The 13383-nt window shown below is 64.0% G+C and carries 9 protein-coding genes and 2 pseudogenes; 9 read left to right on the top strand and 2 right to left on the bottom strand.

Annotated elements, in window-relative coordinates; all coding sequences use genetic code 11:
- Positions 1 to 60: 60 nt before the first annotated feature.
- On the bottom strand, positions 61 to 1515 hold the full coding sequence (locus ACK8HH_RS00425; RefSeq protein ID WP_006896787.1) for an aldehyde dehydrogenase family protein: 1455 nt from the start codon (positions 1513 to 1515) through the stop codon (positions 61 to 63).
- 302 nt (positions 1516 to 1817) lie between these two features.
- Here ACK8HH_RS00425 and ACK8HH_RS00420 point away from each other — a divergent pair, with 302 nt between their 5' ends.
- From ACK8HH_RS00420 to ACK8HH_RS00395, 6 genes and pseudogenes are all read left to right on the top strand, one after another.
- Complete coding sequence (locus ACK8HH_RS00420) at positions 1818 to 3470, top strand: sigma-54-dependent Fis family transcriptional regulator (protein ID WP_346074738.1); 1653 nt, start codon at positions 1818 to 1820, stop codon at positions 3468 to 3470.
- A gap of 177 nt (positions 3471 to 3647) precedes the next feature.
- Positions 3648 to 4805, top strand: a complete 1158-nt coding sequence (locus ACK8HH_RS00415; protein WP_006896785.1) for an iron-containing alcohol dehydrogenase — start codon at positions 3648 to 3650, stop codon at positions 4803 to 4805.
- Between the two features lie 65 nt (positions 4806 to 4870).
- Entirely contained in the window at positions 4871 to 6298 is a 1428-nt protein-coding gene (locus ACK8HH_RS00410) for a CoA-acylating methylmalonate-semialdehyde dehydrogenase (protein ID WP_412475457.1), read from the top strand.
- A 174-nt stretch (positions 6299 to 6472) separates the two neighbouring features.
- A pseudogene (locus ACK8HH_RS00405) lies at positions 6473 to 6979 on the top strand (helix-turn-helix domain-containing protein); the annotation flags it as partial.
- Positions 6979 to 7680 (top strand): annotated as a pseudogene (locus tag ACK8HH_RS00400) (ISL3 family transposase); the annotation flags it as partial. The pseudogenes ACK8HH_RS00405 and ACK8HH_RS00400, both read left to right, overlap by 1 nt.
- A gap of 155 nt (positions 7681 to 7835) precedes the next feature.
- Positions 7836 to 8729, top strand: a complete 894-nt coding sequence (locus tag ACK8HH_RS00395; protein ID WP_006897061.1) for an alpha/beta fold hydrolase — start codon at positions 7836 to 7838, stop codon at positions 8727 to 8729.
- A gap of 44 nt (positions 8730 to 8773) precedes the next feature.
- Here the strand turns inward: ACK8HH_RS00395 and ACK8HH_RS00390 are convergent, their stop codons facing one another.
- On the bottom strand, positions 8774 to 9796 hold the full coding sequence (locus ACK8HH_RS00390; protein ID WP_412475205.1) for an IS30 family transposase: 1023 nt from the start codon (positions 9794 to 9796) through the stop codon (positions 8774 to 8776).
- A 90-nt stretch (positions 9797 to 9886) separates the two neighbouring features.
- Here ACK8HH_RS00390 and ACK8HH_RS00385 point away from each other — a divergent pair, with 90 nt between their 5' ends.
- From ACK8HH_RS00385 to ACK8HH_RS00375, 3 genes are all read left to right on the top strand, one after another.
- The gene (locus tag ACK8HH_RS00385; RefSeq protein ID WP_006897060.1) at positions 9887 to 10837 is read left to right on the top strand and encodes an MFS transporter; all 951 of its coding nucleotides are present in this window, start codon (positions 9887 to 9889) and stop codon (positions 10835 to 10837) included.
- A 75-nt stretch (positions 10838 to 10912) separates the two neighbouring features.
- Positions 10913 to 11779, top strand: coding sequence for an aldo/keto reductase (locus ACK8HH_RS00380; RefSeq protein ID WP_006897059.1), 867 nt, complete (start codon positions 10913 to 10915; stop codon positions 11777 to 11779).
- 138 nt (positions 11780 to 11917) lie between these two features.
- Positions 11918 to 13381, top strand: a complete 1464-nt coding sequence (locus ACK8HH_RS00375; protein ID WP_006897058.1) for an aromatic-ring-hydroxylating dioxygenase subunit alpha — start codon at positions 11918 to 11920, stop codon at positions 13379 to 13381.
- Positions 13382 to 13383: the final 2 nt, after the last annotated feature.

Here is a 13383-nt window from a genome sequence, read left to right as displayed (position 1 = left end):
CGGCCCGACCGCACCGCATGCGGCACGTTCGGAGGGACGGGTAGGTGCGTATCGACCCGGCTAGGATCGCTTGAGGTTCACCACGTGGACGTCGACGAATCCCTCGACGCCGATGCGACCGAACTCCGCGCCGAGGCCTGACTGCTTCACTCCGCCGAACGGCACGTCGGGGGTCAGCTGGAAGTGATGATTGATCCAGCTGGTCCCGGCGTCGAGGCGGTCGGCGACTGCGACGGCTCGGTCGGTGTCAGTCCCCCAGACAGAGGCCCCCAGGCCATACGGCGTGTCGTTGGCACGGTCGATCGCGTCCTCGAGATCGTCGTAGCGGAGAACCGAACGGATCGGAGCAAAGGTCTCTTCTCTGACCAATGGGCTGTCTTCGTCGACATCACGGAGAAGCGTCGGTTCGACGTAGTAACCGGGCCGGTCGAGCATGTGGCCGCCGGCGACGACCGTCCCGTGCTCGTGTGCCAACTCCAGGCTGGCGCGGGCCTTCTCGTATTGCGCCGCATTCTGCACCGGGCCCAGCCGAGTGTCCTCGTCGAGGCCGTGCCCGACGGTCAGTTCCGACACTCGCCGAGCGAGGGCCTCCACCAGCGGGTCGTACATCGACGAGGGTGCATAGATCCTCTTGATCGAGACGCAGACCTGTCCGGCATTGGCGTAGGCCCAGGTGCACAGCCCTTCGGCGGTCTTCTCGACATCCGCGTCGTCGAGAACGATCGCTGCGTCGTTGCCACCGAGTTCGAGGGTGAGCCGCTTGAGAGTGGGGCCGCAGGCCTCCATCACACGGCGGCCAGTCGCCGTTGAGCCGGTGAACGACACCTTGTTGATGCCTGGATGCCCGGTGAGGTGGGCTCCGAGGTCGCCGGCATCTCCGACGACGTTGAACACGCCGGGCGGAATCACGTCGCGGACGAGTTCTGCGAAGTGCATCGTCGCCAGCGGAGTGGTCGGCGACGGCTTCAGGACCATCGTGTTTCCGACGATCAATGCGGGAGCGAGCTTGTAGAGCGCTTGGAACAGCGGGAAATTCCACGGAGTGATCGCACCGACCACACCGACCGGTCGGTGACGCAGTTCGACGTAGCCGTTCTCGTCGTCACGCAGTACTTCGTTCGGCAGTCGATAGTCGGCGAAGTACCGAGTGAAGTCGATCGACCAACTGACGTCGTCACGCGCCTGCGCGATCGGCTTTCCCTGTTCCAGGGTGGTCAGATGCGCGAGTTTCTCGTGGTGCTCGACGAGGACGTCGGCAATCCGATGCAGAATCGCACCGCGCGCATCGACGCTGAGCGCGGACCACCCTGGCAGCGCCCGCTTCGCCGCTTCCACGGCGTCATCGAGTTGTTCCACCGATGCCGCCGGCGTGGTCGCGACCTGCTGGGCCGTCCCCGGGTCGATCACCGACACCTGGGAAGCTCCGTCGACGAGCCGCCCGTTGATCAACTGCCCGTACCTCTTCGTCGCCAGATCGAAGGTCAGAGCAGTGGCTGGAGGTGTAACTGAGGTCATTGCATTCCTCTCGATTCGAGTGCCACCCGGCACAGTGGAGGTCGCCTCGCACAGCGCTTCGTGAGAGCCACGGCGGGTCCGGTCGGCGTACCGGGAAGAGCGACACGATTCAGTGTTGCGACTTGCGTCACACGTATGTGTTCGGTATCCGTACACCTGAAATCGCCGGTTTCCGTCGGCAGAACATTCGATAGACTGGCTTTGAACTCCAGTGATGGAACTCACAGGAACAGGCGGCATGTCAGGCCATCGCGTATGCATGCGCTGGTCTTCCCAGTCGGGATAGCGAGAGGTCCGACCCCATGAGCAATAACGACGCAGTCACACTCACATCGCGCGGAGCGCTCTGGTCCGACCGCGCGCTGCACGCGTCGTGGATGAGGTCTCAGCAGTACGGACTCGACCCGTCCAAACCGATGGATCCGCCGACCACTGACGGCATCGACACGGGGAGCCGGCTCTTCCGCGCTGCAACTCCCGTGCTTCGCCGTATGTGCGCCGGGATCGAGGGCGAACGTTTGTCCGTCATGCTCATCGGCGCTCAAGCAGAGATCCTGACCACGGTGAACGGGTGCGCCCAGATCGATCACGTGGTCGAAAGGATCGGCGCAACGCCGGGAGCTGTGTGGCGCGAAGACACAACCGGCACCAACGCGCTGGCGACCCCATTCGAGACCCGGCGCCCACTGTTCGTCCGCGGCGTTGAGCATTACGTACAAGATCTCCACGGCTACAGCTGCTACGGCCGGCCGATCTTCAATCCGCTGAACGGCCGACTGATGGGCGTACTCGACATCATGAGTGTCGCCGGAGCCGAATCGGGACTGATGCGACCGTTCATCGACACGGCGATCGCGGAGATCGAACGGAACATTCGGAGCACCTCGAGTGGCAGCACACGGTCAGTGATCCGAGCCTTCGAGGACGCGGCCCGGCACCCCGCCGTAGTCGTCGTGGCGCTCTCTCGGGCAATGGTTCTGCAGAGTTCGATGGCAGCTCGCACTCTGTCCGCAACCGACGTCTCGGCCCTGCAGCAACTGGCCGACGGGGTGCGGACAGCCACACGTACGGAACTCGAATTGACCAGTGGCAACACCGCCCGTGTCGAGATGGAGCCGATCGACGGCGCCGATGGAGTCCTGATCCGTGTACAGGCTCGTCAACGTCCGGCTGTACCTCGCACTGCCGACCGCCTGCGCTATTGGAGCCGGGTGCAGAACTGGGTCGACGACATTCGAGACAGCTGCCGCTCGGGCGTGATCGTGGGTGAGCCGGGTAGTGGTCGCACCACAGCATTGGCCGGCGCGGCTGGCGGGCGGGCTCGCCATGCGATCGACGGGCGGACCGATGATCCCACCGAGGTCGAGAACAGACTGCGGTCGTTGATCAACGATCCCGGTCGCGAAGTGCTGACGATCGACAATCTCGACTTACTGCCCCAGTCCGCCCGCAACCTCACCGAGAATCTGCTCGTCGGTCAGGCGCAGCGAGTTCTAGCCGCCACATCCGCCCCGAGACCGGGGGACGCTGACAATGCCCGCCTGCTCGACTTGTTCGAAGATCGTCTGGATCTGCCGGCTCTCCGCGATCAGCGTTCCGAGCTCATCGATCTGCTCAATGAAGTCGCGGGACCTGGCGTCCGGTACCGCTTCACACCTCACGCCACCCGTGTCCTGGAATCGTACTCATGGCCAGGCAACCACCGGGAACTCGCAGGGGTGTTGCGCTCGCTGGAGCGCTCTCGGGGCACTCTCATCGATGTCACTGATCTGCCGATCGCCTTGCGGATGAAGGCCACGACGAAGCAGATGACACCGTGGCAGCAGGCGAGTTGCGACGCGATCATGCGAGCCATGGAGATATGCCACGGGAACAAGGCCCACGCGGCCGACTACCTGGGCATCAGTCGCAGCACTCTCTACCACCACATCAAGGAGTACGGAATCACCGTGTAGACCGACCCGCGTCGGGCCATACCAGCGAAGTATGAGCATTGCTCTTGCTCGCGTGCTTGGCGAAGGCTGCGGGAGGTCGTGCAACAACGCACAGGGATGTGTGGATCTGGCCGTTGTCGAGCCGTCTGCGGTGAAGCAGAGTCACAGTCGACCCGTTTCCCGACCAGAGGCCGTCTCATGTCCAACCTCATCGCTTTGCCCCGCATACTGCGGGTCGGCGCCGACTCCTTGAACGATCTTCCCGCAGTTCTCGCCGATCTCGGGAGTCGACGGCCGTTGATCGTCACCGATCAGTTTCTGACGTCGACGGGTGCGGTGGCCCGGATCGCCGGAGCCCTGTCGGCTGCCGGCGTCGACTGCAGCGTCTTCGACCGCGTGATCCCCGATCCCACGACCGATTCCCTGCAGCCCGCCGCCGAGACGGTGCGCGCCGATGGGTGCGACGCCGTGATCGGCTTCGGCGGCGGCAGCTCACTCGACACAGCGAAAGCGGTTGCGCTGCTCGCCACCACCGATCGCCCGATGCGCGACTTCAAAGCTCCGACGTCGACCGATCAACCGTTGCTGCCACTCATCGCGATTCCGACGACCGCGGGCAGTGGGTCGGAGGCCACGCGGTTCACGGTCATCACGGATTCGGAGACCGGCGAGAAGATGCTGTGCCCCGGCCTGGCGTTCCTGCCGACAGCAGCGATCATCGATTTCAAACTGACCATGTCGATGCCGCCACGACTCACCGCCGACACCGGCATCGACGCTCTGACGCACGCGGTGGAGGCGTACGTCAGCGTGAAGTCGAATCCGTTCAGCGACGGGTTCGCCCTCACCGCAATTTCGACTATCGGCTCCTGCCTGCGTCGTGTCTATGCGGACGGCTCCGACGAAGATGCGCGCGAGCAGATGATGCTGGCGGCGACACAAGCCGGCATCGCGTTCTCCAATTCGAGCGTTGCTCTGGTGCACGGCCTGAGCCGGCCTCTCGGGGCTCACTTCCATATCAGTCACGGACTGTCGAACGCGATGTTGTTTCCGACGGTCGCCGAGTACTCGTTGCCGGGTGCCCTATCCCGCTACGCCGACTGTGCCCGCGCATACGGCGTCGCCGGCGACAAAGATTCGGACGAGGTCGCGAGCAGGCTGTTCCTCGACGAATTGAAGCACCTCAACCATGATCTGGGCGTACCCAGCCCGCGCGAGTTGGGGATCGAGCCCGAGCGCTGGTCCGCGCTTCTGCCGACCATGGCCGAACAGGCACTCGCATCGGGCTCCCCGCAGAACAATCCGGTAGTTCCGAGCACCGACGAGATCTGCGAAATCTATCGGCGCGTGTACTGACTCTCTACTTCGACACTGTTCGGAATCACTTCCACCCTGCCTACATGCACACCTGAGGAGTACCCATGCCTTCAACCACCATCGATACCGTCGGGAACTGGATCAACGGCCGCACTGCCACCTCCGACAGTCCCGACGCCACCAACGTCTACCGTCCTGCCACCGGCGAGGTGACCAAACGGGTCCCCGCGGGTTCCCGTACCGACGCCGAGGCCGCGGTTGCGGCGGCGCACCGAGCCTTCGAAAGCTGGTCTGCTACACCGCCCCACATTCGCGCCAGGGTGATGTTCGCGTTCCGGGACCGCCTGCTCGCCGACATCGACGATCTCGCCGCGATCATCTGCGACGAGCACGGCAAGGTTCTAGACGATGCGAGGGGCGAGCTGCAACGCGGTATCGAAGTCGTTGAATTCGCTTGTGGCATACCTGATCTCATGAAAGGCGAGTTCACAGAGAACGTCGGAACGAACGTCGACGGAATGTCGATGAGGAAGCCTCTCGGCGTGGTGGTCGGTGTGGTTCCGTTCAACTTTCCGGCCATGGTTCCGATGTGGATGTTCCCGATCGCACTGGTCTGCGGCAACACTTTCGTTCTCAAGCCATCCGAGAAGGTGCCCACGTTGGCGTTGAAGATGGCATCAATGCTCGCCGACTCGGGCTTGCCGGACGGAGTCTTCAACGTCGTCCAAGGCGGTCAGACGGTTGTGAACGCCCTGATAACGGATCCGCGAGTAGAAGCCGTCAGTTTCGTCGGGTCGACGCCCATCGCGGAGCACATCTACCGGACCGCTACCGAGTCCGGCAAACGCGTGCAGGCGCTCGGCGGCGCCAAGAACCACCTCGTGGTCATGCCGGACGCGGACATAGACAGCGCGGTCAATGCCCTGATGGGATCGGCCTTCGGCTCGGCCGGCGAGCGCTGCATGGCAATCTCCGTCGTCGTGCCCATCGGAGACGAGGTCGCGCAAGCAGTCCGCGACAGACTCGTCGAGCGGATCGCAGCATTGCGCGTAGGCGCGGGCACCGAGCCCGACGTGGAGATGGGTCCGTTGATTACACGCGAGCATCGCGATCGGGTGATCTCCTACCTGTCGGCCGGTGTGGAAGACGGTGCGGAACTCGTTGTGGACGGCCGAGACCGGTGCGATGGACCCGGCTTCTTCCTTGGTGCTTCACTGTTCGATCATGTGACTCCCGAGATGCGGATCTACCGTGAGGAGATCTTCGGGCCCGTTCTCGCGATGGTGCGAGCCGAGTCGTTCGAGGAGGCATTGGAACTCGTCAACGACCACGAATTCGGCAACGGGACTGCGTTGTTCACTGCCGACGGCGGTACCGCGCGCACGTTCATTTCGCGAGTCAGGGCAGGGATGGTCGGGATCAACGTCCCGATTCCGGTCCCGATGGCGTTTCACTCCTTCGGCGGCTGGAAGCGCTCGTTGTCGGGCTGCCACGCGTACAGCATTTGGTCGCCGCGGCGGGCATATCGTTGACGCCCAAGAGGATACCGGCCTGCCTTCCTGCCGCACCTCGGGCACTGGCCCAGTCGGCTAGATGTACTGACCACGGAGGTTGTGTCTCCGGTCGGCATGGCGAGATGAAATGAGGAAGACCTCCGTGTGAGGTGTGAAAGCGACCAAGCAACCACACCCACAACGGAGGTCTTCGTGTCCCACGCTAACGCGACCTTGACGCCCACGGGAAGACTGCGCCTGGCCCGGTGTGTCGTCGAAGACGGCTGGCCCCCGGCCCGAGCTGCGGAACGGTTCGGTGTCTCGGTCACCACGGCCCGACGCTGGGCCAGCCGGTATCGCGAGCAGGGCAAGGCCGGCATGGTTGACCGCTCCAGCCGGCCGCACACCTGCCCCCACCGCACCCCGCGTCGTCGGGAGCGCCGGGTGATCGGCCTGCGCGTATCGCGCCGGTGGGGGCCAGCCCGAATCGCTTACCACCTGGGAATGCACCCCTCGACGGTGCACAAGATCCTGTCCCGCTTCGGGTGCGTGCGCCTGGCGTTCACCGACCCGGCCACCGGCGCCCCGGTGCGCGCCACCAAGCGACGCCCGCAGCGCTATGAGCACGCCGCACCGGGCGATCTGGTGCACGTGGACATCAAGAAGCTCGGACGCATCCCCGACGGCGGCGGGCACAAGTTCCTCGGCCGCGCCAAAGGATGGTCCCGGGCCGTTCGGCGAAGGTCCTCACCGAGTGGCTCAACGCCCGCGACCAGGCATTTCGAGACCGAGTCAAGGTGGTCACGATGGACGGGTTCGCCGGCTACCACTCCGCCGCAGCCAAGGCCGTGCCCGCAGCACGCACGGTGATGGACCCGTTCCACGTCGTGCATCTTGCCGCCGACAAGCTCACCGTGTGCCGCCAACGCATCCAGCAGGCCACCACCGGGCACCGGGGCCGCACCGGCGATCCGCTGTACGGCATCCGCAGGACGCTCAACACCCGGGCAGGGCTGCTGACCGACAAACAGAAAGTGCGCTTGTTCAAGGCGTTCACCGCCAACGATGCGCACGCGGCGGTGGAGGTCACCTACGGCGTCTACCAGCGACTCATCGCCGCCTACGAGGCCTCGGGCAAGCGGGAGGGCAAGATCGCGATGTACAAGCTCCTGCGCTCGATCCGGACCGGGGTGCCCACCGAGCTGCCCGAGCTCGCCCAGCTCGGCCGGTCGCTATGGAAGCGGCACCGCGAGATCCTCGCCTACTTCGACGTGGGTGCCTCCAACGGCCCCGTCGAGGCCATCAACGGCAGGCTCGAACACCTCCGCGGAATCGCCCTGGGCTTCCGCAACCTCAAGCACTACATCTTGCGGTCACTGATCCACTCCGGACAGCTTCAGGATCGGATCAATGCACTCTGAATCCGGAAGGGCCCTTTCTATTGACAGTCGATGCGGAGGCGCGTAGCTTTCAGGCACACGCAGAAGAGATTTCTACTGGCCAGAACTACCACGTCGGTAGGGGTCGAACTGCGATGAATTGTTCAATCGTTATCGTGCACAGAAAGGCGTTATCCGTGCCAAGCTCTTCAATCACCCAGAAGTTCCATTTCGTCGATGTGAAAGGGGTTCAGACGCGTTATTTCGACGACGGCCAGGACAAGGATCCGATCCTCCTCATCCATGGGGGGCATTTCGGGTTCTTCATACCGGCCGGAATCGAATCCTGGGGCAACGTTCTAGAGGATTTCGGCGAGTACGGCCGTGTCCTCGCGGTCGACAAACTCGGTCAGGGCGAGACTGGTCTCCCGCTGAATGACGAAGACTGGACTGTCGACGCGGTCGCCGAACACGTTGCGAACTTTGCAACTCAGTTGGGGCTCAAGAACCTGACCCTGGTGGGTCACTCGCGCGGCGGCATGACGGCGGTCCTTCTCGCGTTGAAGTACCCTGAGATGGTAAAGAAGCTGGTCATCATCAGCAGTGCGACTGCGGCACCGGCGCCGCCCGTCGGAACCGACATGGACTTCTACGAGCGAGTCGAAAGGACTGCCCCCGGAGGTTCGGCCGAGTTGATCCGTCACTATCATGCTGCCCAGGCGGTTAATGAGGGAGATCTGCCCGAGGACTACATCGGGATCGCCACAAAGTGGCTCGAGAGCGAAAAGCAGCGCGACGCTGTCGCCGGATATGCACGCAATGCGGAGGAGCACTGGTTGCCTAGCCTCAGCGAGGGCAGGCGCTGGGTTCAGGAACGGCTTGCCGACGCAGGAATCCCGGTGCCGACGCTGGTTGTGTGGGGAGTCAATGATCGATCGGCGCCGGTGTCGATGGGTAAGGGGCTCTTCGATCTGATCGCTGCCAACACCCTGGATAGCTCGCTCTATCTCATCAACAACGCTGGTCATCACGTGTTCAGTGACCAGCGCGAAAAGTTCAACGCCGCGGTTGGTGCGTTCATCTCGCTTTAGCAGAACCCTTCGTCGGTCTTTCGTGCTCGAAAGACCCGGCGGTGTCAACTCGTGGAAGCAACGTTGTCCTTCAGTAGGCGTTCGAAGACTTCCCGTGGAGTGTAGAAGCCCAGGCACTGCCGTGGCCGCTCGTTGAGCTCGCGGGCGATCGCTTCGAGGTACAGCTGATCGGATGGGATTTCGGTGCCCTTGGGCAGGTACTCGCGGATCAGGCCGTTGGTGTTCTCATTCGTCGGGCGTTCCCATGGCGAGCGGGGATGAGCGAAGTAGATCGGCAACTCGGCGGCCACGGTGACGCTGGCGTGCTCGGCCATCTCGGTGCCTTGATCCCACGTCAGGCCCTGTCGCATGAACTCCGGCAGTCCTCGCAGGTGATCGATCAGCACATCAGCAACGCCGGGTGCTTTCTTCCCGTCCGGCAGACCCAGGATCAGCGTGTACCGGCTGGTGCGCTCGACCAAGGTCACCGCCGCGGACTGGCCGGCCTTCCCGACGATCAGATCTCCTTCCCACCAGCCCGGCACCCGCCGATCGGCCGCGGTCTCGGGGCGGTCGTCGATGCTGACCATGCCCACGATCCGCGCCGACCGCTCACCGACTGACTTGCGGGGTTTACGCGCGGTGCGCTTGGACTGCAACAGGATGCCCTGAGCAGCCAACTCTCCCTTCGGAAGAGCATAAATCCACCGATAGATCGACTCGTGTGACACGCGGCGGCCCTGCGCGTTCGGTGAACCCGTCATGGGATCCACTGTGGGGTCTTGGGCCTCGAGCTTCAACCTCCCCGCGATCTGGCGCGGCGTCCGCGACCTGCGCAGGTCGGACCGTACCCGGTCGGCGAGCACCGAGTCAGCATCGATCGCCCTCGTCTGCGGACGGGCCCGCCGTGCGCGGGCGTGCTTGTCGGCGTGCACCACCTGATACGCGCCCGTCTTGGTGGCATTGCGTTTGATCTCGCGAGACACCACCGACTTGTCGCGCCCGATCTGCTCGGCGATCGCCGTGACCGTCATCCCCGCACGCCGTCCGACCGCGATCTCCGTCCGGTCCGCCACCGTCAACATCATCCGTCCCAGCCCCACCCAGGGTCTCCTACCGCGCTACCCGCAACCCCTCGTGGCCTGCAGTGTTGCTACGACGGTATGACACCGCCCCAGATGTCTGATACAAACAACTTCGAAGAGGAAGCTGGATCCGGGCTGATGATCGCGATCTCGTGCGCACTGCTCGCGATTTCTCCCGCGGTCGTGTTTTTTGTCGCGTCCCAGTTGGTCCAGGGAATAGCCCGGGCGTTCTTCTGGACCAGCAGCCAGACCCACGCCGTTCGTACATCCGCCGCACCGGTCAGTGGCCTCCGGGACGTCAATCTGGCGGCGGGGATCGGTGCGCTTCTCGGCCCCACGGTGGCCGGATACCTCTGGGAGGCCTCGGTGCAACTGCCACTCATGATGGGGATCGTCGCAGGTTCCGTCGCCGTCGTCCCCGCGGCCTTGTTGATCAGGTTTCCCCCGTTCGCGGCCAGGCCTTCTTCACCCACTGGCAGGGATGTCCGTCTGTGGCGACGACCCGGTGTCAACGCTGCCTGCTGGATGAACACGGGCGCAGGGGTTTGGAAAAGCCTTCTAAACTCCTACGTCCCTTTGGCCCTGTCCCTGGCAGGCCAACCGGCTGCAGTCATCGGTATCCTGCTCTCCATCGCCAACGCCACCGTTCTCGTCGGTAGTACCGCCAGCGGGTGGGTCCGGCGCCGGGGCGTCAGGGCGTCTCTGGTCATCGGGATGATAGCTACAGGGCTGGGACTGGCCGCAGTGGGACCGTTCGCCGGTCTGACCGCCCCGGTGGCCATTGCCCTGGCCATCTCCGGCATCGGTGCCGGGGTCCTGCAGACCGTCGGTCCGGCCATCGCAGCGGAGAAGGTGCACCCAGAAGAACGCGGAGACGCCCTCGCATTGACGGGCACTTTCCGCGCCACGGCGCTCTTCCTCTCACCGCTGGGCATGGCCGGGCTGGTCACCCTCGTTCCGGTGACCGCGGCCCTGCTGGCCGCGGGCCTGCTCATCATCACCCCAGCTGCAACCACCTGGAGATCCAACAAAGATGTCGACTGACCGACACAGACCCCGAGGCTCGCGCTATTTGCCTCCGGTGACAAGAAAGCAAGACGTTTCGACGAGAGGCTGTCCATGACGACGAAAACCCATCCGAGCGATGACCCCGCAACGGTCCCGAGGCTCCGACTGCGGCACGGGCATAGCATTCCGCATCTGGGCCTGGGCACCTGGCCACTGGTGGGGGAAGAGTGCGAGACGGCCGTCCGCTACGCCATTCAAAGCGGCTACCGGCTCGTCGACACCGCGTTCCAGTACCGCAATGAAGACGCGGTGGGACGCGGTGTCCGCACTGCCGGCGTTGCGCGTGAAGAGCTGTTCGTCTCCAGCAAGTTCAACAAGGAGTCCCACAGCGTCGACGGTGTGCAGAGGGCCTACGACCGCAGTCTCCAAGCCTTGGGCCTGGACTACCTGGACATGTTCATGTGCCACTGGCCCGTGCCGGCCTTGGACCAGTACACCGAGGCATGGAGAGGCCTCGTCAAGCTCTTGGACGAAGGCCGTGTCAAAGCGATCGGTGTCTCCAATTTCAAGCCGGACCATTTGGAGAAGGTCATTGCCGCGACCGGCGTGGTTCCTGACGTGAACCAGATCCAGCTCAGCCCCGATCTCGCACGGCTACCCCCGCGGGCAGTGCACCAGGACCTGGGCATCATTACCGAGGCCTGGAGCCCTATTGGTCGCGAATCGGGACTGCGTGACCACCCCATCGTGGTGCAGATCGCGCAACGGACAGCAAAGAGTCCGGCGCAGGTTCTGCTCCGCTGGCACGTCCAGCAAGGAATCGTCCCGATCCCGCAGGCCGCCAAACCCGCATGGCTGGTCGAGAACATCTCGGTGTTCGATTTCTCCCTGACTGCCGAGGAAATGGCCGCCCTGGCGAGGCTGGACCGCGGAGAGAACGCCGCCCGCGACTCCGACTCCCCCGAAAACGGCCACTGACCCTTGCCGCACCCACCCGTACCTGGCACGAAGAGTGGGAGGGGTTGACGTAGATCACAAAATGCGGAAACCTCTTCACGACAGAGTGGACCTCTGCTCTACAGACTGACTGATCGATGATCGAGAAGGAGCTCTCCCATGGCAGACCATCACGGCGTCCTCGAGGACGTACGGCGGGGCATGATCCCTGCACATATCTACAACGACAAAGAGCTCTTCGAACTCGAGAAGGAACGTCTCTTCAGCCGCAGCTGGCTGTTCGTCGCCCACGAGTCGGAGGTCCCCGAGGCTGGTGACTACGTGGTCCGCAGGGTCCTCGAGGACTCGTTCATTATCTCTCGGGACGAACAGGGCCAGGTCCGGGCCCTGTTCAACATGTGCCTCCACCGGGGCATGCAGGTGTGCCGGGCGGAGATGGGCAATGCCTCCCACTTCCGTTGCCCGTACCACGGTTGGTCTTACCGCAATGACGGGCGCCTCGTTGGCCTGCCGTTTCACAAGGAGGCATACGGCGGGGAGGAAGGCTTCAAGAAGAAGGGCCAGACCTTGTTGCCTGCTCCCTCGCTGGCCACGTACAACGGTCTGATCTTCATCAGCATGGACCCGGATGCCGAGCCCCTGGAGGAGTTCCTGGGGGACTTCAAGTTCTACCTGGACTACTACACGAAGCAGAGCGCGGACGGCATCGAGCTGCGTGGCCCTCAGCGTTGGCGGGTCAAGGCGAACTGGAAGATCGGGGCCGAGAACTTCGCCGGGGACATGTACCACACGCCCCAGACCCACACCTCGGTGGTGGAGATCGGCCTCTTCCGCGAGCCCAAGGCGGAGAAGCGCAAGGACGGCACCACGTACTGGGCTGGCAACGGTGGCGGCACCACTTACAAGCTGCCCGAAGGTGGCCTGGAGGAGCGCCTGCGCTACGTGGGCTACCCGGACGAGATGATCGCCCGGATGAAGGAGCAGTGGACCCAGGAGCAGCTCGACGTGGTCGGCAAGGACGGGTTCATGATCTCGGCGGCCTCACTGTTCCCGAACATGAGCTTCGTCCATAACTGGCCGCGGGTCGAAGAGGGCTCCGACGAGGTGCTCCCCTTCATCTCTATCCGCGTGTGGCAGCCGATCAGCGAGAACGAGACGGAAGTCCTCTCGTGGTTCGCCGTCGACAAGAACGCGCCGGAGGAGTACAAAGCGCTTTCCTACAAGGCGTATCTCATGTGCTTCGGCAGTGGCGGCATGTTCGAGCAGGACGACGTCGAGAACTGGGTGTCCCTCACCAATACTGCCGCCGGCTCCATGGCACGGCGTCTGCTGCTCAACAGCCGGATGGGCATGCTCGAGAACGGCGAGAACGTCGTCGAGGCCCTGTCCCCCGAGGAATACTCGGGACCCGGCGCCACCCGTGTCGGCTACAGCGAGTACAACCAGCGGGAGTTGTTGCGCCGGTGGGCCGATCACCTCGAACGTCCGGTAGAAGCCGCAGCGCAGGTGCACGTGGGCTCGGACCCGGTGCAAGCGCCACCGGCCGCCGGATCGGGGCCCGCCCGCCCGGCCTGCGGCAGCGCAGAGACCGCGCCCGCAGCAACCCTTCACGAGGAGGTCTGATC

It is taken from the genome of Gordonia sp. LUNF6, assembly GCF_047041125.1.
GTDB lineage: Bacteria > Actinomycetota > Actinomycetes > Mycobacteriales > Mycobacteriaceae > Gordonia > Gordonia sihwensis.
Note: the sequence above shows the minus strand (reverse complement) of the source record. Positions and strands in the feature narration are given on the sequence as shown.

Excerpts from the sequence above, each read along its gene's own strand:
- ACK8HH_RS00425 (WP_006896787.1), bottom strand. The coding sequence starts at position 1,515 with ATGACCTCAGTTACACCTCCAGCCACTGCTCTGACCTTCGATCTGGCG.
- ACK8HH_RS00420 (WP_346074738.1), top strand. The coding sequence starts at position 1,818 with ATGAGCAATAACGACGCAGTCACACTCACATCGCGCGGAGCGCTCTGG.
- ACK8HH_RS00415 (WP_006896785.1), top strand. The coding sequence starts at position 3,648 with ATGTCCAACCTCATCGCTTTGCCCCGCATACTGCGGGTCGGCGCCGAC.
- ACK8HH_RS00410 (WP_412475457.1), top strand. The coding sequence starts at position 4,871 with ATGCCTTCAACCACCATCGATACCGTCGGGAACTGGATCAACGGCCGC.
- ACK8HH_RS00390 (WP_412475205.1), bottom strand. The coding sequence starts at position 9,796 with ATGATGTTGACGGTGGCGGACCGGACGGAGATCGCGGTCGGACGGCGT.
- ACK8HH_RS00385 (WP_006897060.1), top strand. The coding sequence starts at position 9,887 with ATGTCTGATACAAACAACTTCGAAGAGGAAGCTGGATCCGGGCTGATG.
- ACK8HH_RS00380 (WP_006897059.1), top strand. The coding sequence starts at position 10,913 with ATGACGACGAAAACCCATCCGAGCGATGACCCCGCAACGGTCCCGAGG.
- ACK8HH_RS00375 (WP_006897058.1), top strand. The coding sequence starts at position 11,918 with ATGGCAGACCATCACGGCGTCCTCGAGGACGTACGGCGGGGCATGATC.